Annotated in this window: 24 protein-coding genes, 1 other RNA gene and 1 pseudogene; 25 read left to right on the top strand and 1 reads right to left on the bottom strand. The window is 50.7% G+C overall.

Going from position 1 to position 22,817, the window contains the following annotated elements; genetic code table 11:
• Window positions 1-187: 187 nt before the first annotated feature.
• From bfr (RDY34_RS05370) to RDY34_RS05460, 18 genes are all read left to right on the top strand, one after another.
• A complete protein-coding gene (gene bfr / locus RDY34_RS05370; protein WP_002219259.1) occupies window positions 188-652 on the top strand; it encodes a bacterioferritin in 465 nt (154 codons plus the stop codon).
• A gap of 27 nt (window positions 653-679) precedes the next feature.
• The gene (gene bfr / locus RDY34_RS05375) at window positions 680-1,153 is read left to right on the top strand and encodes a bacterioferritin (RefSeq protein WP_308074659.1); all 474 of its coding nucleotides are present in this window, start codon (window positions 680-682) and stop codon (window positions 1,151-1,153) included.
• 323 nt (window positions 1,154-1,476) lie between these two features.
• The gene (locus RDY34_RS05380) at window positions 1,477-1,797 is read left to right on the top strand and encodes a helix-turn-helix domain-containing protein (protein WP_308074660.1); all 321 of its coding nucleotides are present in this window, start codon (window positions 1,477-1,479) and stop codon (window positions 1,795-1,797) included.
• Between the two features lie 48 nt (window positions 1,798-1,845).
• Entirely contained in the window at window positions 1,846-4,404 is a 2,559-nt protein-coding gene (glnD, locus tag RDY34_RS05385; protein WP_308075255.1) for a [protein-PII] uridylyltransferase, read from the top strand.
• A gap of 90 nt (window positions 4,405-4,494) precedes the next feature.
• Window positions 4,495-4,956: an Imm42 family immunity protein gene (locus tag RDY34_RS05390; protein ID WP_002242648.1), complete on the top strand. Its 462-nt coding sequence runs from the start codon at window positions 4,495-4,497 to the stop codon at window positions 4,954-4,956.
• Between the two features lie 326 nt (window positions 4,957-5,282).
• Complete coding sequence (gene guaB / locus RDY34_RS05400; protein WP_308074662.1) at window positions 5,283-6,746, top strand: IMP dehydrogenase; 1,464 nt, start codon at window positions 5,283-5,285, stop codon at window positions 6,744-6,746.
• Window positions 6,747-7,068: 322 nt separating this feature from the next.
• Complete coding sequence (locus RDY34_RS05405) at window positions 7,069-8,601, top strand: hypothetical protein (RefSeq protein WP_308074663.1); 1,533 nt, start codon at window positions 7,069-7,071, stop codon at window positions 8,599-8,601.
• Window position 8,602: 1 nt separating this feature from the next.
• A complete protein-coding gene (locus tag RDY34_RS05410) occupies window positions 8,603-9,004 on the top strand; it encodes a GtrA family protein (protein ID WP_308074664.1) in 402 nt (133 codons plus the stop codon).
• Window positions 8,970-9,890 carry a glycosyltransferase family 2 protein gene (locus tag RDY34_RS05415; protein WP_308074665.1) on the top strand — a complete coding sequence of 307 codons (921 nt, stop codon included), beginning with the start codon at window positions 8,970-8,972 and terminating at the stop codon, window positions 9,888-9,890. The genes RDY34_RS05410 and RDY34_RS05415 overlap by 35 nt, the downstream gene beginning before the upstream one ends.
• 4 nt (window positions 9,891-9,894) lie before the next feature.
• A complete protein-coding gene (locus RDY34_RS05420) occupies window positions 9,895-10,605 on the top strand; it encodes a class I SAM-dependent methyltransferase (protein WP_304668472.1) in 711 nt (236 codons plus the stop codon).
• Between the two features lie 81 nt (window positions 10,606-10,686).
• Window positions 10,687-11,331 carry a DedA family protein gene (locus RDY34_RS05425; protein ID WP_308074666.1) on the top strand — a complete coding sequence of 215 codons (645 nt, stop codon included), beginning with the start codon at window positions 10,687-10,689 and terminating at the stop codon, window positions 11,329-11,331.
• A gap of 18 nt (window positions 11,332-11,349) precedes the next feature.
• Window positions 11,350-13,260, top strand: a complete 1,911-nt coding sequence (locus RDY34_RS05430; RefSeq protein WP_308074667.1) for an ATP-binding cassette domain-containing protein — start codon at window positions 11,350-11,352, stop codon at window positions 13,258-13,260.
• Window positions 13,250-13,411, top strand: coding sequence for a hypothetical protein (locus RDY34_RS05435; RefSeq protein ID WP_155114552.1), 162 nt, complete (start codon window positions 13,250-13,252; stop codon window positions 13,409-13,411). Before RDY34_RS05430 ends, RDY34_RS05435 begins: the two co-directional genes overlap by 11 nt.
• 58 nt (window positions 13,412-13,469) lie before the next feature.
• Window positions 13,470-14,945: an anthranilate synthase component I gene (gene trpE, locus RDY34_RS05440; protein WP_308073895.1), complete on the top strand. Its 1,476-nt coding sequence runs from the start codon at window positions 13,470-13,472 to the stop codon at window positions 14,943-14,945.
• Between the two features lie 248 nt (window positions 14,946-15,193).
• The gene (locus tag RDY34_RS05445) at window positions 15,194-16,330 is read left to right on the top strand and encodes a 5-(carboxyamino)imidazole ribonucleotide synthase (RefSeq protein WP_003752448.1); all 1,137 of its coding nucleotides are present in this window, start codon (window positions 15,194-15,196) and stop codon (window positions 16,328-16,330) included.
• A 46-nt stretch (window positions 16,331-16,376) separates the two neighbouring features.
• Window positions 16,377-16,859, top strand: coding sequence for a GNAT family N-acetyltransferase (locus tag RDY34_RS05450; protein WP_308074668.1), 483 nt, complete (start codon window positions 16,377-16,379; stop codon window positions 16,857-16,859).
• Between the two features lie 105 nt (window positions 16,860-16,964).
• Window positions 16,965-18,020: a sulfate ABC transporter substrate-binding protein gene (locus RDY34_RS05455; protein WP_308027420.1), complete on the top strand. Its 1,056-nt coding sequence runs from the start codon at window positions 16,965-16,967 to the stop codon at window positions 18,018-18,020.
• A 5-nt stretch (window positions 18,021-18,025) separates the two neighbouring features.
• A complete protein-coding gene (locus RDY34_RS05460; RefSeq protein WP_301002787.1) occupies window positions 18,026-18,211 on the top strand; it encodes a hypothetical protein in 186 nt (61 codons plus the stop codon).
• 93 nt (window positions 18,212-18,304) lie between these two features.
• On the opposite strand, the pseudogene RDY34_RS05465 reads toward RDY34_RS05460, so the two are convergent.
• A pseudogene (locus tag RDY34_RS05465) lies at window positions 18,305-18,412 on the bottom strand (IS5/IS1182 family transposase); the annotation flags it as partial.
• Window positions 18,413-18,693: 281 nt separating this feature from the next.
• Here RDY34_RS05465 and RDY34_RS05470 point away from each other — a divergent pair.
• The 7 genes from RDY34_RS05470 to RDY34_RS05500 all read left to right on the top strand — a co-directional run bounded on the left by RDY34_RS05470 (window position 18,694) and on the right by RDY34_RS05500 (window position 22,730).
• Window positions 18,694-19,299, top strand: a complete 606-nt coding sequence (locus RDY34_RS05470; protein WP_308027421.1) for a Smr/MutS family protein — start codon at window positions 18,694-18,696, stop codon at window positions 19,297-19,299.
• A 62-nt stretch (window positions 19,300-19,361) separates the two neighbouring features.
• Window positions 19,362-19,723: a transfer-messenger RNA gene (gene ssrA / locus RDY34_RS05475) on the top strand.
• Window positions 19,724-20,003: 280 nt separating this feature from the next.
• Entirely contained in the window at window positions 20,004-21,209 is a 1,206-nt protein-coding gene (locus tag RDY34_RS05480) for a tyrosine-type recombinase/integrase (protein WP_308184479.1), read from the top strand.
• Entirely contained in the window at window positions 21,206-21,379 is a 174-nt protein-coding gene (locus RDY34_RS05485; protein WP_115437625.1) for a helix-turn-helix transcriptional regulator, read from the top strand. Before RDY34_RS05480 ends, RDY34_RS05485 begins: the two co-directional genes overlap by 4 nt.
• Before the next feature lie 123 nt (window positions 21,380-21,502).
• A complete protein-coding gene (locus RDY34_RS05490) occupies window positions 21,503-21,778 on the top strand; it encodes a helix-turn-helix domain-containing protein (protein WP_003753028.1) in 276 nt (91 codons plus the stop codon).
• Between the two features lie 308 nt (window positions 21,779-22,086).
• Window positions 22,087-22,353, top strand: coding sequence for a hypothetical protein (locus RDY34_RS05495; protein WP_003753030.1), 267 nt, complete (start codon window positions 22,087-22,089; stop codon window positions 22,351-22,353).
• Between the two features lie 155 nt (window positions 22,354-22,508).
• Complete coding sequence (locus RDY34_RS05500) at window positions 22,509-22,730, top strand: hypothetical protein (protein WP_304671118.1); 222 nt, start codon at window positions 22,509-22,511, stop codon at window positions 22,728-22,730.
• Window positions 22,731-22,817 lie beyond the last annotated feature (87 nt).

Raw genomic sequence — 22,817 nt, forward strand, 5'->3', positions numbered from 1 at the left:
CCGATAAGAAACAGAGCATTGATTTGGAAAGCATCAGCAAATCCACCCTATCTCTTTTGATAATTGTTTGTATTTTAAATAGAAAATTTGTCATGCCAACAGCTTTTGCATACAATGCACGCATCCCGAACAGTGCTACATCCACTGTTTAACCACACGAAACCCAAATTAAGAAAAGAGAAATATTATGCAAGGCAATCAAGCAGTTTTAGATTATATGAACGAATTGCTGTCCGGCGAGCTGGCGGCGCGCGACCAATACTTCATCCACTCCCGCCTCTACTCCGAATGGGGCTACACCAAACTTTTTGAACGTCTCAATCACGAGATGGAAGAAGAAACCACACACGCCGAAGACTTTATCCGCCGCATCCTGATGCTGGGCGGTACGCCGAAAATGGCGCGCGCCGAACTGAATATCGGCACGGACGTGGTTTCCTGCCTCAAAGCCGACCTGCAAACCGAATATGAAGTACGTGATGCGTTGAAAAAAGGCATCAAACTGTGCGAAGAGGCTCAAGACTATGTTACGCGCGACCTGATGGTTGCCCAACTGAAAGATACCGAAGAAGACCACGCACACTGGTTGGAACAGCAGCTGCGCCTGATCGAGCTGATTGGCGAAGGCAACTACTACCAAAGCCAACTGTAATCCGTATTCGGAATAAAAGGAGTCCGTATGAAAGGCGACCGTTTAGTTATCCGCGAGCTGAACAAAAACTTAGGCTTGCTGCTGATAACCATCAACCAATATTTCCTTCACGCCCGTATTTTGAAAAACTGGGGCTTTGAAGAACTGGGCGAACATTTCTTCAAACAGTCCATCGTTGAAATGAAAGCTGCCGACGAGTTGATCGAGCGCATCCTCTTCCTCGAAGGCCTGCCGAACCTCCAAGAACTGGGCAAGCTGTTGATTGGCGAGTCCACCGAAGAAATCATTGCCTGCGATTTGACCAAAGAACAGGAAAAACACGAAGCCCTGCTTGCCGCCATCGCCACAGCAGAAGCGCAACAGGATTACGTCAGCCGTGATTTATTGGAAAAACAAAAAGATACCAACGAAGAACATATAGACTGGCTGGAAACCCAGCAAGAGCTTATCGGCAAAATCGGTCTGCCCAACTACCTGCAAACAGCGGCGCAAGAGGACTAAAACACAAACCACTGCCAAATACAGCAGTTCTCTGCACCATCAGACGGCATATCCGTATAAACGGATATGCCGTTTTTCTTTGCCGGTTTGCGAATAAAGTCTAAATTGATTTGAATCAATACTCGATAACGGTTTTTGTTTGATAATACCGATATGAAATTCAGATTGCTTGTTTGCTGTTTCCCAATCTGTCTGATTTTATCTCTTTCCTCTTGATGTGTGTGTGTTTGGGTGTGGCTGCCGCCACCCCTTTTTTTCAGTCTTAACGTGAAGTAAAATCCGTAACAGCAAATGCTTAACTTTAACCATTTATCCGGAAGCAAATGATGGGCAACAAATTAACTCCGCCTGCCGAACTGCCTGACGAACAGAATTTGCGGGCGGTATTGGCATACAATATGCGGCTTTTCCGCGTGAACAAGGGTTGGTCGCAAGAAGAATTGGCGCGGCAATGCGGTTTGGACAGGACTTATGTGTCGGCAGTCGAGCGCAAACGCTGGAACATCGCCCTGTCGAATATCGAAAAAATGGCGGCGGCTTTAGGCGTAGCGGCGTATCAGTTGCTGCTGCCGCCGCAGGAACGGTTGAACCTGATGACCAATTCCGCCGATACCCGACAAATGCCGTCTGAAAGCGGTATTTGACCGCCAAACCATCCGCTTCCCTTTTTCCCGCCAATCGAAAGAATAAAAATGCCTGCAAACCTGTCTTCAGCACTGGAAACCTTCAAACAGCAGCGCGATGCCGCCGAAGCGCATTATTTGAAAACCAACCGCGTGTCGGTATTTTTCAGAGAATACACGGCGGCAGTCGAAACCTTACTGGCAGCATTGTGGGTAGAACATTTTCAAAACAGCGCGTTATGCCTGATGGCGGTGGGCGGCTTCGGGCGTGGCGAACTGTATCCCTGTTCGGATGTGGATTTGGCAGTGGTTTCACCCAATCCGCTTTCAGACGGCATTCAGGAACAGATTGCCCGGTTTGTCCAAACCCTGTGGGACTGCAAACTGATGCCGTCTGTAAAAAGCGGCGGCATTGACGAACTGTGCGAAAGCGTGCGCGACGATATTACGGGGGACACGGCGTTTTTAGAGGCCCGTTTTTTGTTCGGCAACCGCCAAACGGCGGACGAACTGGCGGAAAAAATGAACGCGCAGCGCAATGTGCCGGCGTTTGTCGAAGCGAAACTGGTGGAGATGGAACACCGCCACGCCAAATCGCAAGGCTCGGGGGCGGTATTGGAACCGAACATCAAAAGCTGCCCGGGCGGTCTGCGCGACATCCACACCCTGCTTTGGATAGCGAAGGCGCAAGGCTTAGCGGCCAACCTGCCCGACCTGCTCAAACAGCGGATTTTGACGCGTGCCGAAGCCGGTATGCTTTCGCACGGCTACCGCCGCCTCGCCCACATCCGCATCCGTCTGCATTTAAACGCCAAGCGCGCCGAAGACCGCCTGCTGTTCGATTTGCAGCCGCAAGTCGCCGAAAGTATGGGTTATCAAGATGAAAACCGCCGCCGTCAAAGCGAAGAACTGATGCGCGTGTTTTACCGTGCGGTCAAAACCGTCAAACAACTGAGCGGCATCCTCACGCCCATGCTGCAAAGCCGCGTTTCCTCCGCGCCGATGCGCGTTACCCTGCGGATTGACGACGACTATATCCAAGTCAACAACCAAATCGCCGCGCGGCACACCGATATTTTTTTGAGGCGGCCCGAACACATTTTCAAAGTCGTCGAAATCATGCAGCAGCGCAACGACATTACCGCGCTCGAACCGCAAACCCTGCGCGCCTGGTGGGGCGCGACGCGCAAAATCAACCGCAGCTTTTACCAAAATCCCGAAAACCGCCGCCGCTTCGCCGGTTTTTTCCGCAACGGCAACGGACTGACCCAAACCCTGCGCTTTCTCAACCTCTACGGCGTATTGGGACGCTACCTGCCCGCGTGGGAAAAAATCGTCGGACTGCTCCAACACGACTTGTTCCACATCTATCCTGTGGACGACCACATCCTCGCCGTCGTCCGCAACGTCCGCCGCCTTGCCTTGGATATGCACAGCCACGAGCTGCCCTACGCCTCTGCGCTGATGCAGTCCTTTGAAAAACAAGACATCCTCTATCTCGCCGCCTTCTTCCACGACATCGCCAAAGGACGCGGCGGCGACCACGCCATACAAGGCATCGCAGACGCGCGCCAATTTGCCGCCGACCACTTCCTGACCGGAGAAGAAAGCGACCTGCTCGCCTGGCTGGTCGAAAACCACCTCCTTATGTCTGCCGTCGCCCAAAAAGAAGACATCCAAGACCCCGACGTACTCGATGCCTTCTGCAAACGCGTGCAAACCCACGAACGCCTCAGCGCACTCTACCTCCTGACCATTTCCGACATACGCGGCACGAATCCCAAACTGTGGAACGCCTGGCGCGCCAGCCTGCTGGAAAGCCTGTTCCACGCCGCCGGACGCTGCCTCGCAGGCAACGGCGGCAACCCGCATGCCCTCTTCGGCCGCCGCCGGCAGGAAGCCGCCGAATTGCTCACTCGCGCCGCCGTCCCCGAAAAACAGCAGAAAAAACTATGGAACGCGCTCGGTTCCGCCTACTTCGCCCGCCACCAGTCCCGCGAAATCCTGTGGCACGCCGCCAACCTCGTACACGATTTTGAAACCCCAATCGTCCGCAGCCGCATCCTGCCCAAAAGCAACAGCTTTCAAGTCATGGTCTTTATGCCCAACGGCCCGCGCCTGTTCGCCCGCCTCTGCCGTATCTTCAGTCGCCACGGTTTCGACATTCTCGCCGCCCGCGCCTTTATCACCGAACACGACTACATCCTCGACACCTTCATCGTGCAAATCCCCTCGCAGCACGCTCCCGAAGACTACCCCGACATCCAAAGCGCGCTCGAAGCCGAACTCAACAGCTTTATCCACGGACACACCGTTGCCGAAATCTCCAGCCACAGCCGCCGCATCAGCCGCCGCAGCCGCTACATGCCGATCGCGCCAAGCATCACCATTACCCCCGAAGAAGACTACCCCGACTGGTACTCCGTCGAAATCACCGCTGTCAACCGCCCCTTCCTGCTCGCCGATATGGCGGAAGTCTTTTTCGCCCACAACGTCAGCCTGCGCTATGCCAAAATCTCCACACTGGATGAACGCGCCGAAGACAGTTTTACCGTTTTTAGCCTAGACCTGAAAAACCCAAAAATCCAGTCCTCATTGAAGCAGACGCTGCTGGAACAATTATCATAACGCCCGCCTTCAGACGGCATTCCGCCGCCACGCCGTATGCCGTCTGAAAGCGGGGGATATTGTAAATAATTTATTAATATAAGGATTTATATGAATATTATTATGGACTCAACAAGAAAATTTGGGATTTTATGGGAAGAAAACTCTGAATGTAATGGTTTTATTTATGGAAAAATTCAGATAATAATAGGAGAGAATATATATCCTAAGATATGCCCATATGGATATTTTACGCTAAATACAGTTTTTAATAGTTTGAAGTCATCCTTTGAAGAGAAGTATTATGCAGGTGGAAACAATGGTTTAGATTTTGGAGAGCAACTATTTGATATAGATAAATATAATTCTCTGGAATTATGCAATATATTTTCTATTGATACTACATATATGAGTGGAGGGGGTAATTGTGAAATAGATTGTTTAGTATTAGAAATGGGATATTCTGGTGAGGAAGAGAGACTTTTTTATAGTTTTGACAATGGGAAAAACTTTAAAGAAATCAGGTATAAGAAAGGTACAGTTGAATCTGTTATTTTTCAATTGAATCTATAATATATGGGGCTGTAACTAGATTAGCAGATATGTTACCCTCGAAATATTAAGATAATATACTGAAAATTAAAGGAAAAAATAAATAAAGAACTACCCCGTTTTTTTGTACTGGAAGTTACCGCCCGATATAGGGCTTCAATAACTGAGCCACTTACCAAAAATTAGAAAAAAGCTTTTCCTGAAATTGAAAGAACGGGAGCAACAGTGGTCGGCAAAGGAAAACCGGGCTATTCAAAGGGGACCAAAATTAAACCTGATAAACTGTCAAGCCGCCGGTAACGTGCTATAATGCCCTGCATCTTGCACAAACTGAAAGACCGAGCATTATGCGTATCGTAGAAAAAGCCTATACTTTCGACGATGTTTTGTTGGTTCCCGCACATTCGACCGTGCTGCCGCGAGACGTTAAACTTCAAACCAAGCTCACCCGCGAAATCACGCTCAACCTCCCCCTGCTTTCCGCCGCGATGGACACCGTTACCGAGGCGCGCCTCGCCATTTCGATGGCACAGGAAGGCGGCATCGGCATCATCCATAAAAACATGCCGCCCGAAATGCAGGCGCGCGCCGTTTCCAAAGTAAAACGCCACGAAAGCGGCGTGGTCAAAGACCCTGTAACCGTTGCGCCGACAACGCTCATCCGCGAAGTCTTGGAAATGCGCGCGCAGCGCAAACGCAAAATGTCCGGCCTGCCTGTCGTTGAAAACGGCAAAGTGGTCGGCATCGTAACCAACCGCGACCTGCGTTTTGAAAACCGCGTCAATTTGCCCGTTTCCGCCATTATGACCCCGCGCGAACGCTTGGTTACCGTCCCCGAAGGCACAAGCATAGACGAAGCGCGCGAACTAATGCACACGCATAAAGTCGAGCGCGTTTTAGTCTTGAACGAAAAAGACGAGCTTAAAGGCTTGATTACCGTTAAAGATATTTTAAAAACCACCGAATTTCCCAATGCCAACAAAGATTCCGAAGGCCGTCTGCGCGTCGGTGCGGCAGTCGGCACCGGCGGCGATACCGAAGAACGCGTCAAAGCCTTGGTCGAAGCAGGCGCGGACGTAATTGTCGTCGATACCGCACACGGACACAGCCAAGGCGTAATCGATCGCGTGCGTTGGGTCAAAGAAACTTATCCGCACATCCAAGTCATCGGCGGCAATATCGCCACTGCCAAAGCCGCTTTGGATTTGGTCGCCGCCGGCGCGGATGCCGTCAAAGTCGGTATCGGCCCGGGATCGATTTGCACCACCCGTATCGTGGCAGGCGTGGGCGTGCCGCAACTGACCGCCATCCACAACGTTGCCGAAGCCCTCAAAGGCACGGGCGTTCCGCTGATTGCCGACGGCGGCATCCGCTTCTCCGGCGACATCGCCAAAGCACTTGCTGCCGGCGCATACAGCGTCATGCTCGGCGGTATGTTTGCCGGTACGGAAGAAGCACCGGGCGAAATCGAACTCTATCAAGGCCGCTCGTACAAATCCTATCGCGGTATGGGTTCCTTGGGCGCGATGAGCCAAGGTTCTGCCGACCGCTACTTCCAAGACAAAACCGACAGCGCAGACAAATATGTTCCCGAAGGCATCGAAGGCCGCGTACCTTACAAAGGCCCGATCGTGAACATCATCCACCAGCTGACCGGAGGCCTGCGCTCCAGCATGGGGTATTTGGGTTGCGCCAATATTGCTGAAATGCACGAGAAAGCGGAATTTGTAGAAATTACCTCCGCCGGTATGAGCGAATCCCACGTTCACGACGTTCAAATTACCAAAGAAGCACCGAACTACCACCGCTGATTTGAACAGCCTTTTCAAGGCAAAATGCCGTCTGAAACCTGATTTCCGTGTTTCAGACGGCATTTTTTATCTGAACGCCTCTAAATTGTTAAAATATATAATAATTAGCAAGAATAAGTTAAACACGGTCTGTAAAGCTACCCCCCCCGATTTCTTTATTATGTCAACCGTAACAATTGTTTTGTTATGTAAAAGCCAACTACCATACCGACGGGACACACATACGGTTCGATCCTATATGTGCGTCCCAATTTAGAAAGGCTTACCTTTCAAACATACTAATATCCTGACGGGTAGGAATGAAACAACCAAGAAAATTTTGATGAACATCGCACTACCTTTATCCGACAAAATACAAAACAGGCTGTTTTTCCTTACCGCCCTTGCAACGGTATGTTTCCTGTTTTATCCGAAATACCTGCCGATGAACGACCTGCCGCAGCACGCCGCGCAGGTTACCGCCTTGGATGATTTGCTCAAACACCGCAGTCCGTGGGCGGATATGCTGCAAATAAATTGGGATACGCCTTATCTGACCGTTTATGCCCTATGGTTGGCGCTGTATCAGTTTATGGGCATTAATGCTTCTTCTAAGGCTTTGGTCTCCCTCGAATTTTTATTTTTCATTTATACGGCAGTCAAAATGAGAAAGGAAATGGGGGCGGAAAGGATGACCGACTGGGTCGCGCTGACCTGTTTTTTCGGATTTGCCTTTCAATGGGGCTTTGTCGGCTACATTATGGGCATTCCCGTCGGCATACTGTTTTTCATTACCAACAAGCGTTGGATTGAAAACCCCTCGGCAAAGATGCTTGCCGCCGTTTCCGCATTGGGGATATGGTCGTACTTCTCCCATATTCTGACCTTTTCGTTTTTCTGCTTGCTTTCATACGGATACTTTCTTTTCAGAATTAAAGAAATCCCTTGGAAACAGCGTTTTTCCCTGACAGCCGCCTATCTTTTTTTCGCCGCCCTTTTGGCACGTTATACCGCAAAACCCAACCCCGTCCCCTATAAGGCATTTGAAGACAACTTTATCCAGCATTCCTTTTGGGACAAAATACTGGAAATTGCCTACCTGCCTTGGAATATGTCGGTCCTGTTTTACTACGACATTGCCTGCCTCTTCCTCTTTGCCGCCCCCATAGCGGCAAACTGCCGCCCCACTCGGGAAAAAAGCCGGTACGTCCCGCTGCTTGCCTGTCTTGCGGTTTATTTCCTGATGCCTCATTTTACCTTTCAAACCAGCTTCCTTTACGAACGCTTCGCCCTGTTCGTCCCTATTTTTTATTATCTGATTTGGGAAAAGAAACCGGAAACGCCGGGCAGGATCGCAGCAAAAATATCGGAAGCAGCCTGCCTGTTATTCGCCTTGTGCATCGCCGCGCTGACGGGCAAGGCCTACCTTAACAACGTCCTTTTTGACCGCTCGCATAAGTTGGCTGATTTTATAAAGATTTCCCAAATGATGGAAAACGGCAAAAAAGTCCTGACTGTCAACGACCCCTTGTCCATCAGCGAAGGCAGCCTGACTTCGGGCGGCGAGTTCTTCCATATCGCACAATGGTATCAGGCCGAAAGGCAGGGATGGGCGGATTACAGCTTTGCCTCGGCGCACGCTATGCCCGTCCGCATGAAAATGAAAGAAATGTATGACGGGTACAGCCAAGTCAGGTTTTTGTCCGAATATAACCTGACCCGGAAAACAGACTGCCGCCGCTATGACTACCTGCTTATCCTGACCGCCAACCATACGTCGGACACATTGGAAAAACTGCTTGCAGCCAATCCCTCCTGCTCCCGTGTTTCCCATATCAAGACCATAGGGGAATGGTCGCTTTTCAGACGGCATTGATATGCGGCTCAAACGGTTCGCGCGCTACGGCATGGTCGGTATCATCAACACCCTAATCCATATCGCCGTTTTTACCGCGCTGTCAAGCCGGCAATATCCCGCCGCCGCCGCAAACCTCATAGCCTTTGCCGCAGCCTCAGCATTCGGTTTTGCCGCAAATGCAAGATGGACGTTCGGTACAAAAGCTTCCTTCAAACACTATGCCTGTTTCGTACTGCTGATGGGTTTTGCGGCATCGGCAAGCGGTTTGGCATCGGATGCCCTTGCTATGCCGCCGCAGGTCGCTGCCGTCGGATTTTCCGCCATCAGTCTGATATATGCTACCTGTGCTCGAGTTACCTTGTTTTTGCCCAAACAAAAGGAAAACCATGAAAATATCGCTTATCGTCCCGGTGTGGAATGAAGAAGCCGCCATTCCGATTTTCTACCGTGCCGTCAGGGAAAGCAGGGGGCTTCAAAAATACGAAGTCGAAATCGTCTTCTGCAACGACGGGAGCACGGACAATACGGAAACCGTTTTGGAAAACCTCGCCCTTGCAGACCCCTTGGTCAAACCGCTGCACTTTACACGCAATTTTGGCAAGGAAAACGCCCTTTTCGCCGGTTTGGAACATGCATCTGGCAATGCCGCCATTCCGATTGACGTCGACCTTCAAGATCCCATAGAGCTGATTCCGCTTATGCTCGAAAAATGGCGTGCCGGCGCAAAAACCGTATTGGCAAAACGCATCGGGCGGACGCAAGACCATCCGCTCAAAAGATGGAGCGCGTCCTTCTTCTATAAACTTTACAATAAAATCAGCCCCGTCAGAATTGAAGAAAATGTCGGCGATTTCCGACTAATTTCACGCGACATCATCGACACCGTTATCAAAATGCCCGAACGAAACCTCTTTATGAAAGGATTACTTTCCTGGCCGGACAGAGGGGAAGTTATCGAATACACCCGTCCGAAACGCATCATCGGCCATACCAAATTCAATGCCTTGAAACTTTGGAATCTCGCTTGGGACGGCATTACCGGATTTTCGACCGTCCCGCTGAAGATATGGACGTATATCGGCTTTTTGTTTGCATTTACCGCATTTTTATACGGCTCATTGATTATTCTCCGAACGCTCGCCTATGGAAAAGATATTCCCGGTTACCCGTCGCTTTTGGCCTGCATCCTGTTTCTCGGCGGAATCCAGCTCATCGGTATCGGCATACTCGGCGAATATATCGGGCGTATCTATATCGAAACCAAACAGCGTCCCCGATATATTTTAAAAAAACGAAAGAAAGGATAATAAAATGGATGTAAAAGAAAGCGGTATTTTGGGCGACAGCATCAACAGCCATTGGTATTACGCATCCAAAGCACTTGCCGTTGCCAATCTTTTAAAAGGCAGAACCTTCCGCAAAGTGCTGGATGTCGGCGCAGGCTCCGCCTTTTTTTCACACTTCCTGCTGGAAAATTCCGATATAAGCGAAGCATTGTGCATCGACACCGCCTACACGGGTGAAAAAGATGGGTCATATTGCGGCAAACCGATTCATTTCCGCCGCACCATCGGCATGAGCGATGCCGACCTGGTGCTGATGATGGATGTTTTGGAACACGTCGAAGACGACAAGGCAATGCTAGAGGAGTATATCGCAAAAGTCCCTTCCGGCACGGAATTCCTCATTTCCGTACCCGCCTTCCAGTCCCTGTGGAGCGGGCACGACGAATTTTTGGGGCATTACCGCCGCTACCGCCTGACACAGCTCGAGAACTTAATCCGCAGCACCGGGCTGTCCGTCCTCGGGGGGAACTATTATTTTGGCGCAGTATTCCCCCTTGCCGCAACCGTCCGCCTGCTCGGACGGTTGAGATCCGGACAAAATCCCAAATCCCAACTGATGCGGCATCATCCCGTCATCAACCGCATACTGGCTTCAATATGCCGCCTCGAAATCCGCATACAAAAAAGCAACCGCTGCGCGGGACTGACCGCCTTTTGCCTTGCAAAGAAAAAATAAAACCGATGCCGTCTGAAACTTTTCAGACGGCATTTTTCCAATCGGTTAAAATACACGGTCTATTTTTTTAGGAAATGCACCGTGGTTGCATCTGCCATCGACTTCATCCTCCATATCGACCGACACCTTCTTGCGCTGTCGGCGCAATACGGCATTTGGATTTACGCCGTTTTATTTACTATTGTGTTCTGCGAAACCGGCCTGATTGTTACACCCTTCCTGCCCGGCGATTCACTGCTGTTTGCCGCCGGCGGGATTGCCGCACTAGGTGGTATGGATATTCATCTGATGGTTATGCTGCTATTTGTTGCCGCCATACTCGGTGATGCTCTCAATTTTACCGTCGGTAAGTATTTCGGCGGCAGGCTGTTCGCCAATCCCGATTCTAAAATCTTCCGACGCGAATATCTCGATAAAACCCACCGTTTTTACGAAAAACACGGCGGGAAAACCATCATCATTGCCCGTTTTGTACCCATCGTCCGCACCTTCGCCCCCTTTGTCGCCGGTATGGGGAAAATGCACTATGCCAAATTTATCCGCTACAACATCATCGGCGGCTTCTTGTGGGTTATCCTGTTTTCTTATGCAGGCTATTTCTTTGCCAACTTCCCCGTCGTAAAAAACAATCTGGGCTTGGTGATGGGCGGTATCATTATTGTTTCCGTCCTGCCCGGCATCATCGAAATTGCCCGCGCCAAACTTGCGGTAAAATCCAAACGGTAACTGTTGAGAATTTGTATCATGAATATATTATCCGTAGAAAACGCTTCCTTTGCCGTCGGCCATGTCGCCCTGCTCGACAAAACTTCCTTCCAACTCGACAGCGGCGAGAAAATCGGCTTAATCGGCCGCAACGGCGCGGGTAAATCTTCGTTTCTGAAAATCCTCGCCGGCGTGCAAAAGCTCGACGATGGACAGATTATCGTTCAAAATAACCTCAAAATCGTTTATGTACCGCAGGAGTCCTTTTTTGATAAGGATGCAACCGTATTTGATACCGTTGCCGAAGGATTGGGCGAAATTCGCGATTTATTGCGCCGTTACCACCGCGTCGGCCATGAGTTGGAAAACGGTTCGAGTGAAATTTTGTTGCAAGAACTCAACGAATTACAACTCGAAATCGAAGCGAAGGACGGCTGGAAACTGGATGCGGCAGTTAAGCAGACTTTGGGTGAACTTGGTTTGCCAGAAAATGAAAAAATCGGCAACCTTTCCGGCGGGCAGAAAAAGCGTGTCGCTTTGGCGCAGGCTTGGGTGCAAAAGCCTGACGTATTGCTGCTGGACGAACCGACCAACCATTTGGACATCGACGCAATTATCTGGCTGGAAAATCTGCTCAAAGCGTTTGAAGGCAGCTTGGTCGTGATTACCCACGACCGTCGTTTTTTGGACAATATTGCCACGCGAATCGTCGAACTTGACCGAGGCATTCTGCGCTCCTATCCCGGCTCGTTCTCCAAATACAGCGAGAAAAAAGCGCAGGAATTGGCGGTTGAAGCGGAACACAACCGCTTATTTGACAAATTTCATGCTCAAGAAGAAGCATGGATACGCAAAGGCATCGAAGCGCGCCGTACCCGTAACGAAGGACGCGTGCGCCGTTTGGAAGAACTGCGCCGCCAACGCGCCGAACGCCGCAACGTGCAGGGGCAGGTCAACTTCAAGCTCGACAGCGGCGAAAAAAGCGGCAAAATCATCGCCGAATTGGAACACGCCTCGTTTGCCTATGGCGACAAAGTTATCATGGACAAATTTTCCGCCATTTTGCAGCGCGGCGACAAAATCGGCCTAATCGGCCCCAACGGCATCGGCAAAACCACCTTCCTTAAGCTGATTTTGGGCGAATTGCAACCGACCTACGGCAGAATCCGCATCGGCAGTAAACAGGAAGTTGCTTATTTCGACCAATTCCGTAGCGCGTTGAATGAAAACGACACTGTGTTTTACACGCTCGGACAGGGCAACGATTACGTCGAAGTCGGCGGCAAGAAAAAACACGTCATGAGCTATTTGGAAGATTTCCTGTTCCATCCAGCCCGCGCACAAAGTCCTGTTTCATCGCTCTCCGGCGGTGAACGCAACCGCCTTTTACTGGCAAAACTCTTTACCCGTCCTGCTAATATTTTGGTCTTGGACGAACCGACCAACGACTTGGACATCGACACCCAAGAGTTGCTCGAAGATTTGCTGCGCGATTACCAAGGCACGGTATTCCTCGTCTCGCACGACCGTATGTTCCTCGACAATGTCATCACCCAAAGCATTGTTTTCGAAGGACAAGGCCGTCTGAAAGAATACATCGGCGGCTATCAGGACTATATCGACGCAAAATCGCGGGAAGATAAAATTCAGACGGCATCCGCACCCAAAGCATCCGATGCCGAACCCGCCAAAGAAAAACCCAAAGCCAACCGCACGGTCAAACTGTCCTACAAAGAACAACGCGAACTCGACGCCCTGCCCGATGAAATCGCCGCTTTGGAAACCGAGCAGGCTGAAATCAATACCCAACTTTCCGATCCTGAAATTTTCAAAGATTACGAAAAAGCAGGTGCATTGCAAAACCGCGCCGAAGAAATCGAAACACTGCTCTTGGAAAAATTGGAACGCTGGGAGCTGCTGGAAACCAAACAGAACGGCAATGCCGTCTGAAGCCCTGCCGGCGGGAAAACGCGCCCGAAGCCTGAAGCCGCCGCCTGCAAAATGCCCGCTCCGCGTACCTGACGGGCATTCAAAAGCACGCCGCGCCGCAAGCCGCACCCTTCAGACGGCCTCTCGGTCAGACTGTCAACAATTCCGATAAAATGCTATACTCGCGCCCGTTACCGCGCCGTCCGAAACCGCCTTTTGGGAAAGCAGAAATGATCAGCAAACAAGAATACCAAGCCCAAGCCGCCCAAGGCTACAACCGCATCCCGCTCGTGCAAGAACTCCTTGCCGACTTGGATACGCCGCTTTCCCTCTATCTCAAACTCGCCAACCGTCCCTATACCTACCTGCTCGAATCCGTTGTCGGTGGCGAACGTTTCGGCCGCTATTCCTTTATCGGCCTGCCTTGCAGCCACTATCTCAAAGCCAGCGGCAAACACGTCGATGTTTACCAAAACGGCGAAATTGTCGAGCAACACGACGGCAATCCGCTGCCCTTTATCGAAGCCTTCCACAACCGTTTCAAAACACCCGAAATCCCAAGCCTGCCGCGCTTTACCGGCGGATTGGTCGGCTACTTCGGTTACGAAACCATCTACAATTTCGAACACTTCGCCCATCGCCTGAAAAACACCGCCAAAGCCGACCCGCTCGGCACGCCCGACATCTTGCTGATGCTGTCGCAAGAATTGGCGGTTATCGACAATTTGAGCGGCAAAATCCACCTCATCGTTTATGCCGATCCCTCGCAGCCCGACGGCTACGAACGCGCCCGCGAACGCCTCGAAGACATCCGCACCCAATTGCGCCAAAGCTGCACCATCCCGCTCTCGCTCGGCAGCAAACACACCGAAGCCGTCAGCGAGTTCGGCGAAGAGCCGTTCAAAGCCTGCGTTGATAAAATCAAAGACTACATCTTCGCAGGCGACTGTATGCAGGTTGTCCCCAGCCAGCGCATGAGCATGGAATTTACCGACAATCCGCTTGCCCTCTACCGCGCCCTGCGTACACTCAACCCTTCGCCTTACCTCTTTTACTACGATTTCGGCGATTTCCACATCGTCGGTTCCTCGCCCGAAATCCTCGTCCGCCGCGAACGCGACGACGTCATCGTCCGCCCCATCGCCGGCACGCGCCTGCGCGGCAAAACACCCGCCGAAGACCTTGCCAACGAGCAGGACTTATTAAGTGACGCCAAAGAAATCGCCGAACACGTCATGCTTATCGATTTAGGGCGCAATGACGTCGGCCGCATCAGCAAAACAGGCGAAGTCAAAGTAACCGATAAAATGGTGATTGAAAAATACTCCCATGTGATGCATATCGTCTCCAACGTCGAAGGCCGTCTGAAAAAGGGCATGACCAATATGGACATCCTCGCCGCCACCTTCCCTGCCGGCACACTCTCCGGCGCACCAAAAGTCCGCGCCATGGAAATCATCGAAGAAGTCGAACCAAGCAAACGCGGCATCTACGGCGGCGCCGTCGGCGTATGGGGTTTCAACAACGACATGGACTTGGCGATCGCCATCCGCACCGCCGTAGTGAAAAGCAACACGCTATACGTCCAAAGCGGCGCAGGCGTAGTTGCCGATTCCAATCCTGAATCAGAATGGCAGGAAACGCAAAACAAAGCCCGTGCCGTCATACACGCCGCGCAGATGGTGCAGGAAGGGTTGGATAGGTAGGCTTGGTGTTTTCAGACGGCATTGGTAGAGAAAAGTGAAAACCCAAAAACAAACAGCAATCGTTTGATTAAAACAGCCGCCTTTACCGCGTCATTCCCTCGCAGGTGGGAATCCGGAAATTTGAAATGACGGGAATCTCTAAATATTCCTGAAAGATTGAGATTCGGATTCCCGCCTATGCAAAGTGACGGATTGACAGTTTCAGACAAGCAAAAACAAACATCAAAACACAGACAGATTAAAACGCTATGAACAAATCCCCCATCCTCCCACCCGCTATGCTCGGCATCCTCGGCGGCGGACAATTAGGCAGAATGTTTACCGTTGCCGCCAAAACCATGGGCTACAAAGTAACCGTACTCGACCCCGATCCGAACGCGCCGGCGGCGGAATTTGCCGACCGCCATTTGTGTGCGCCGTTTGACGATCAAGCCGCTTTGGACGAGTTGGCAAAATGCGCAGCGGTTACCACTGAATTTGAAAACGTCAATGCCGACGCGATGCGCTTTCTGACAAAGCACACCAACGTTTCCCCAAGCGGCGACTGTGTGGCCATTGCACAAAACCGCATTCAGGAAAAAGCGTGGATACGCAAAGCGGGATTGCAAACCGCGCCGTATCAAGTGGTTTGTAAAACCGAAGACATTACTGAAGCAAGCGCGCAATTCCTGCCCGGCATCCTGAAAACGGCTACTCTGGGCTACGACGGTAAAGGTCAAATCCGCGTCAAAACGGTGGACGAACTCAAAGCCGCGTTTGCCGAACACGGCGGCGTGGATTGCGTTTTGGAAAAAATGGTGGATTTACGCGGCGAAATTTCCGTTATCGTATGCCGTCTGAACAATGACAACGTGCAAACCTTCGACCCCGCCGAAAATATCCACGAAAACGGCATCTTGGCTTATTCCATCGTCCCCGCGCGGTTGAGTGCCGACGTGCAGCAACAGGCGCGGCAGATGGCGCAACGCTTGGCGGACGAATTAGATTATGTCGGCGTGTTGGCGGTGGAAATGTTCGTCGTCGGCGACACGCATGAATTGGTCGTCAACGAAATCGCGCCGCGCCCGCACAATTCCGGCCACCATACGATAGATGCCTGCGCAACAGACCAGTTCCAGCAACAGGTACGCATTATGTGCAACCTGCCGCCTGCTGATACCAAGTTGCTTTCTTCATGCTGCATGGCGAATATTTTGGGCGACGTTTGGCAGGAAGACGGCGGCGAACCCAAATGGCTGCCGCTGCAAAGCCATCCGAATGCACATTTACACCTTTACGGCAAAAAAGCCGCGCGGAAAGGTCGGAAAATGGGGCATTTTACCGTTTTAACCACCGATTCGGACACCGCATTTCAAGAAGCAAAAAAACTGCATCAGTCCCTATAATCCGACCAACGGCACAAATGCCGTCTGAAGCCGCCGACATACCGCCATGAGCCTGCTGACACTGTTACGCCCCGCCACCGTGCAAGACTGCAAAGACATCTTCAAAGTCCACCTGCACTCCGTCCAATACACCTGCATCCTCAGCTACAACGAACACGCCCTAAAAGTATGGGAAGGCTTGTTAAACACAGAAAGCTACCTACCGACCATTTCAGATCCCGACAAAGCACTTTGGGTTGCCGAATACAAAGGCAACATACAGGGATTTTTCCAAATCGACTGCCAAGAAGCACAACTCGATGCGCTTTACGTCCACCCCCTGTTCCACAACCTCGGGCTGGGCACTGCCCTGCTCCGTCAGGCAGAAACCATCTCCCACAAATCCGGTTTGAGCTTTCTGAAACTCTACGCATCATTCAACTCCGTCCCGTTTTACCTTCTCAACCGCTACGAATCGCTCGGTTCAGCAGTATTGCAGCTTGACCCCAGCATCAAAATCAAATGCGAACTGATGCGCAAACACCTCTGACCCGTCCTTATAACCAAAACTGATAATCTTCAAATCAAACATTATTTCCACAAGCGCAGACAGCCGTATAAAGTTGCCCCATCTACCAACCGACAGGACAAGCATATGAAAACCTACGCACCGGCACTCTATACCGCAGCCCTGCTCACCGCCTGCAGCCCCGCAGCCGATTCAAACCATCCGTCCGGACAAAATGCCCCGGCCAATACCGAATCCGACGGAAAAAACATTACCCTGCTCAATGCCTCATACGATGTAGCACGGGATTTCTATAAAGAATACAACCCCTTATTTATCAAAGCATACCAATCCGAACACCCCGGCACATCCGTCAGCATCCAACAATCCCACGGCGGCTCCAGCAAACAGGCATTATCCGTAGCCAACGGACTTCAAGCCGATGTCGTTACCATGAACCAATCCTCCGACATCGACCTGCTCGAAAAAAAAGGACTGGTAGAGAAAGGCTGGCAACAAGCCCTCCCCGACCACGCCGCGCCCTACACCAGCACTATGGTTTTCCTTGTCCGAAAAAACAACCCCAAACAGATCCGCGATTGGAACGACCTTGCCAAAGACGGCGTTAACATCATCATTGCCAATCCCAAAACCACAGGCAACGGACGCTACGCCTTTCTCGGCGCATACGGTTACGGTCTGAAAGCCACCAACGGCAACGAACAGGAAGCCCAAAAACTCGTCGCATCCATCCTCAAAAACACCCCTGTTTTTGAAAACGGGGGACGAGCTGCCACCACCACTTTTACACAACGCAACATCGGCGACGTACTCATCACTTTTGAAAACGAAGCCAACTACGTCAGCAAAAAACTGACCCAAGGACAGTTTGAAATCGTCTATCCGAGCTACACCATTTCCGCCGAAAGCCCCGTCGCCGTCGTCAACAGCGTCGTCGAGAAAAAAGGCACGCAAAAAGCCGCCCGCGCCTATCTCGAATACCTTTGGAGCGAACCGGCGCAAGAACTCGCCGCCTCACTCTACCTGCGCCCCCGCAACCCCGAAGTATTGGCGCGGCACAAAGCCGACTTCCCCGACTTAGACACCTTCTCTCCCGAAGAAAAATTCGGCGGCTGGGACAACATCATGAAAACCTACTTCGCCGACGGCGGCGTATTCGACCGCCTGACCGCACAAAAATGACCACTATGCCGTCTGAACCGCCTTTCAGACGGCATTTCACACATCAAAACAGAAAAACCGCGCCCAAAATCATCATCACAATACACAACGGCAAACCGGATACAAAACCCAACACCGCCGCCAAAATGCCGTCTGAAGCCGTCGGCGCAACCATCCTTATCTGGGGCGCGCTTCATCAAAGGGGCGTATAACTTTCCTTAACCATCCCTTTTGACAGCCAAATAAACAGTGCTTTTGCCTGTCAGAAACAAAACCAATATTTTGCGGTTCGTATCGGAACATTTATATAGTGGATTAAATTTAAACCAGTACGGCGTTGCCTCGCCTTGCCGTACTATTTGTACTGTCTGCGGCTTCGTCGTCTTGTCCTGATTTAAATTTAATCCACTATAAAACATCAGATTTCCGTGTTTCGCGTTTCCGGCAATTCAAGATTGGCAAAACCATTAACCTGCTTCGCAAGGCAGGTTTTTAAAACTTTATCAGGCGTTCGGGCATGTCGGTTCGACCGGCCCGCATTTCCGGCAATCAACACTGCCGACAGTTGCCGCATTTCTTTTTGATATACAATCACACTTTCACGGCAACAAAATCATCCGCTCCCGCTTGGCAAACATTCCGGCAAATTAAAACCCCGCCCGAAACAGCCATCGGACAAATAACAGGAAAAAATATGAATACCGACTTCCAAAACATCCTCAAACAACTGGGCAAACAGGCCAAAAAAGAAGCGGCAGAAAAACAGGAGAGCGAAAAAAATAAGCAAAAACAAGAACATGATTTCGATTTTTCACAAGCAGTCGGACAAGTCTCCCCGTTAAAAAACCGGCAACAATATTATTCACCGTCCGACAAAACCCCCATCAAAGTCCGTCCCAAAGACAACCGCGCCGACGAAGAAAACTACTTCTACATCGGCAGCACATATAACGACCCGCCCGCCAGCTTCAGCAAAAACGGACAGGGAAAAAACGACATCCAACGCCTGAAAAACGGATACTATCCCGTCGTTACCGATGTCGACCTGCACGGCTACACCCAAGAAGAAGCCCAAAAAGTCCTCAACGAATTCATCGCATTCACCCAAAAACGCGGCGTATGCGGCGAAATCATCCACGGCAGCGGATTAGGTTCCAAAGGCTACAAACCCGTTCTGAAAAACATGACCCGAAACTGGCTGATGCAACACCCCGACGTACTCGCCTACGTCGAACCCCGGGAAGGCAACGACGGCTGCGTCCGCATCCTGCTCAAACGCAAATTAAGGCAGCAAGACTGACAAATTTCTCCGACAGACTTGGCAGCACCACACAATATCCGTATAATTTGCAAACCATTTCTGGGGGCGACCTTGGTTTCGACGGGGGTTGCGAAGCAGATGCGGGCATACCGGGGTCTCAGATTCCCGTAAAACACTGAATTCAAATAGTCGCAAACGACGAAACTTACGCTTTAGCCGCTTAAGGCTAGCCGTTGCAGCAGTCGGTCAATGGGCTGTGTGGCGAAAGCCACCGCAACGTCATCTTACATTGACTGGTTTCCAGCCGGGTTACTTGGCAGGAAATGAGACTTAAGGTAACTGGTTCCCTAAAGGCCTGTCGGTCGGCATGACGGGGATAAGATTCCAAATAGATACGACTAAGTATGTAGAACGCTTTGTAGAGGACTTTCGGACGGGGGTTCGATTCCCCCCGCCTCCACCATACCCTATTTTCAGCAGTATCCTGAAATACGCATAAAGCCTTGAAATTCAACAGTTTCAAGGCTTTTTTTATTGTCTTGGATATGCCGGGGTACGCCTGAATCTTCATCATTTATGGGATGACTTTTTGGGTAACTTTTCAGGAATTACCCTAAAAAAATGCCTTAAAAATGCAAAAGGCATGACCAATTTTTTAAAAAAGTTACCCAAAACTTGAATGAAAGCCTTTATTTATAAGGCTTGCAGCTTTCCAAACAAGTTACCCCAAAACGGACTTAAAAATGCCAAAACCAACCCTTCCCCTAACAGACAGCCAATGCAAAAAACTAGAGCCGCCTAACCAGTTGTCAGACGGCGGCGGCTTATATCTGCAAGCAAGAGATAACGGCAAATATTGGCGTTTCCGTTATTACCGACCAAGCGACAACAAGCGCGATGAGATGCGGCTTGGCGTTTATCCAGCCGTTAGCTTGAAAGAAGCAAGAGAAAAACGCGAAGAATTGCGCGGGCTGATAGCAAAAGGGATAGACCCTAAGCTACACCAGCAAGACGAAGCACAGAGGCAGGCAGAGCAGCTAAAAAACACATTTGAGGCTATTGCGCGTAAATGGCACAGCGACCAAGTGGCAAAGCCGAATAAATGGAAGCCAGACCATGCACAGAGGGTTATACGCAGTCTTGAGCTTCATATTTTCCCTGACCTTGCAACACGCAAAATAGACGAAATCATGCCGCTTGAGGTTTTAGAACTGTTGCAGAGGCTGGAATCGGCGGGGAAATATGACACGGCGCAAAAAATTTATGACGTTGTAAATCAAGTTTTCAAATATGCCGTAAAACTTCGCTTGAGCCTGTTCAATCCCGCCGCCGAATTGCGGGGGGAATTGGCAAAAGTGGAGCAGAAACATTACCGCTTCATTAGAGACCCGCAAAAGCTAGGCGAAGTGTTACGGGCTTTTGACGGTTACACAGGTTTTCCGCAAACACGCGCCCTATTGCAGCTTTCCCCTTATGTGTTTGCCCGCCCCGCCGAATTGCGTTTATTGCGCTGGTGTGAAATTGATTGGGAGGCGCAGCAATACTATAAAGACGGCGTAAACATGAAAAACAAGATAGACCATATTGTCCCCTTGAGCCGCCAAGCCTTAGCAATACTGGACGGCTTGAAACCCGTAACGGGGCATTATGAATATGTGTTTTACAACACCAGCAAAAAACAGCCCTTGAGCGAGGGGGCAATACGGAAAGCATTAGACCGTTTAGGATTCTTGGAAGAAACCACACAGCACGGCTTTAGGCATACAGCTAGCACGATATTGAATGAGATGGGCTATAACGCCGATTGGGTAGAGCAGCAACTAGCCCACAAAGACCCCAACACGACAAGGGCAGCCTACAACCATGCGAAATATTTAGAACAACGCGCCGATATGGTGCAGGTATGGGCGGATTATCTTGATGAATTGAAAACAGAACAAAAGGCATGAGGTTAATAAAATGGCTTGGAGGCTATATTACACGCTTGAGCAGCAGCCAAATCAGACGACTGGAGGCAGCAGGACAATTCCCGCAATCACGCCAAATTACCGGCACGCGCAGCCGCTTTTATGTAGCAGGAGAAGTGAAGAAATGGCTGGCAGAACAGGCAAGCCAATAGGAAGTAAAACAGAGTTTTAGGAGCAATACGCGCGCGCGCGATAGATAAGCAGACAGATTAATTTATCGGGCAAAACAAAGCCGCCAAAACGGACATTCAGGCGGCGGAAAGGGGAAACCAACGATGAAGCATGATTGTACCAACGACAAGCCCAAAACACCAAACCAAAGACAGCGCATTTTAGCCCGATTGAAAAAAGGAAGCGTTACATCATGGGAGCTTACCCAAATGGGCATACTTGGCTACAACACGCGCATTTTGGAGCTACGCCAAGAGGGGCATAACATTGTTACCGTGATGGAAGAAGTAACAAACCAATTCGGCGAAACCGTGAAGCGCGGGCGGTTTTCTTTGCTGGTGTCGGAGGGCAGGCAATCACAGCACGGCAACGCGGTATAACGCGATTTAATAGGCAATGGAATCAGCGGCTTGCAAAAATGCCGTCTGAAAAGTATTTACAAATCGGGATTGAGAAATTAGATTGCGGTTTCTCTCTAAAATCGTATAGCCCAAAATCAGCAGGGTAAACGCTGATTTTTTATCGCCATTTCCCCCTATGCTGTTTGCAGTCTGTTCAAGGCTTCAGACGGCATATCAAGTTATGGCGGTGTGTGGTAGCGGCAACGCCCACGCCTGACTAACTGCAGGAGAGAGCACCGCCCCCTTTTCGGGCATTCTCAAATCTCAAACAGTTAGGAGCATTCCAAATGCAAAGCAATTTTTCTCAAGCAGCACCATCAAACCAAACTCAAGACATTCAAGCCGTTCACACACAAGCGCAAAGCTTTTGCGCCATCGTTCACGAGCCTACCGCCTACCATTACGACGCTGACGCATATTCATGCACCGCCCGCCGTCTGGGGATTTACCCCACACGCGCCGCCGCCGTTTCCGCCTGTCTGTCCTTTATCGCCGCCATTGCGGGCGACGACTTCAAAGCATGGGCAAGCTATCAAGTAGTCCCCGCTGTCTGACCCTTTAAAACCCATCAAAACCTAAACCGCCATGCCGCCTATTTTTAGGCGGTAGGGGCAGACTCAAACCTATGTTTTAGATAACACATTGATTTATCTATATTTGATGTTTCAGGTTTAGGCTTATTCCAAACATTGGCACAGGAGAAAAAGCCATGAGACAAGACAACAGACCGCGCAGAACGCCATATGCAGGGGCGGCGGTTTTCCTGATTTTCGGTTTTGCCTTTGCAGGCATGACGCACCACGCCCCCGAAAACCACGCGGCGGATATTCCGCCCCCTGTTGAGACGCAGCCGCAAACGCCCGCGATATGGGAGACCGACCCGATGGCTGGTGTCGTGTTAGAGCCTGTATCGGAGGAGGCGGAAAAATGAAACCGACTTGCCAAGACATCAAAGCCGCCGCGCGTTACCGCTGGCAGGAGATACACGCCGCCATCGGCATAGACCCGCGATACCTGA

This window comes from Neisseria polysaccharea (assembly GCF_963392925.1).
In the GTDB taxonomy this organism is placed as follows: domain Bacteria; phylum Pseudomonadota; class Gammaproteobacteria; order Burkholderiales; family Neisseriaceae; genus Neisseria; species Neisseria polysaccharea.

Bases quoted from the DNA above. Each gene is read 5' to 3' on its own strand.
- bfr (WP_002219259.1), top strand. From the start codon at position 188: ATGCAAGGCAATCAAGCAGTTTTAGATTATATGAACGAATTGCTGTCC.
- bfr (WP_308074659.1), top strand. From the start codon at position 680: ATGAAAGGCGACCGTTTAGTTATCCGCGAGCTGAACAAAAACTTAGGC.
- RDY34_RS05380 (WP_308074660.1), top strand. From the start codon at position 1,477: ATGATGGGCAACAAATTAACTCCGCCTGCCGAACTGCCTGACGAACAG.
- glnD (WP_308075255.1), top strand. From the start codon at position 1,846: ATGCCTGCAAACCTGTCTTCAGCACTGGAAACCTTCAAACAGCAGCGC.
- RDY34_RS05390 (WP_002242648.1), top strand. From the start codon at position 4,495: ATGAATATTATTATGGACTCAACAAGAAAATTTGGGATTTTATGGGAA.
- guaB (WP_308074662.1), top strand. From the start codon at position 5,283: ATGCGTATCGTAGAAAAAGCCTATACTTTCGACGATGTTTTGTTGGTT.
- RDY34_RS05405 (WP_308074663.1), top strand. From the start codon at position 7,069: ATGAACATCGCACTACCTTTATCCGACAAAATACAAAACAGGCTGTTT.
- RDY34_RS05410 (WP_308074664.1), top strand. From the start codon at position 8,603: ATGCGGCTCAAACGGTTCGCGCGCTACGGCATGGTCGGTATCATCAAC.
- RDY34_RS05415 (WP_308074665.1), top strand. From the start codon at position 8,970: ATGAAAATATCGCTTATCGTCCCGGTGTGGAATGAAGAAGCCGCCATT.
- RDY34_RS05420 (WP_304668472.1), top strand. From the start codon at position 9,895: ATGGATGTAAAAGAAAGCGGTATTTTGGGCGACAGCATCAACAGCCAT.
- RDY34_RS05430 (WP_308074667.1), top strand. From the start codon at position 11,350: ATGAATATATTATCCGTAGAAAACGCTTCCTTTGCCGTCGGCCATGTC.
- RDY34_RS05435 (WP_155114552.1), top strand. From the start codon at position 13,250: ATGCCGTCTGAAGCCCTGCCGGCGGGAAAACGCGCCCGAAGCCTGAAG.
- trpE (WP_308073895.1), top strand. From the start codon at position 13,470: ATGATCAGCAAACAAGAATACCAAGCCCAAGCCGCCCAAGGCTACAAC.
- RDY34_RS05445 (WP_003752448.1), top strand. From the start codon at position 15,194: ATGAACAAATCCCCCATCCTCCCACCCGCTATGCTCGGCATCCTCGGC.
- RDY34_RS05450 (WP_308074668.1), top strand. From the start codon at position 16,377: ATGAGCCTGCTGACACTGTTACGCCCCGCCACCGTGCAAGACTGCAAA.
- RDY34_RS05455 (WP_308027420.1), top strand. From the start codon at position 16,965: ATGAAAACCTACGCACCGGCACTCTATACCGCAGCCCTGCTCACCGCC.
- RDY34_RS05460 (WP_301002787.1), top strand. From the start codon at position 18,026: ATGCCGTCTGAACCGCCTTTCAGACGGCATTTCACACATCAAAACAGA.
- RDY34_RS05470 (WP_308027421.1), top strand. From the start codon at position 18,694: ATGAATACCGACTTCCAAAACATCCTCAAACAACTGGGCAAACAGGCC.
- RDY34_RS05480 (WP_308184479.1), top strand. From the start codon at position 20,004: ATGCCAAAACCAACCCTTCCCCTAACAGACAGCCAATGCAAAAAACTA.
- RDY34_RS05485 (WP_115437625.1), top strand. From the start codon at position 21,206: ATGAGGTTAATAAAATGGCTTGGAGGCTATATTACACGCTTGAGCAGC.
- RDY34_RS05490 (WP_003753028.1), top strand. From the start codon at position 21,503: ATGAAGCATGATTGTACCAACGACAAGCCCAAAACACCAAACCAAAGA.
- RDY34_RS05495 (WP_003753030.1), top strand. From the start codon at position 22,087: ATGCAAAGCAATTTTTCTCAAGCAGCACCATCAAACCAAACTCAAGAC.
- RDY34_RS05500 (WP_304671118.1), top strand. From the start codon at position 22,509: ATGAGACAAGACAACAGACCGCGCAGAACGCCATATGCAGGGGCGGCG.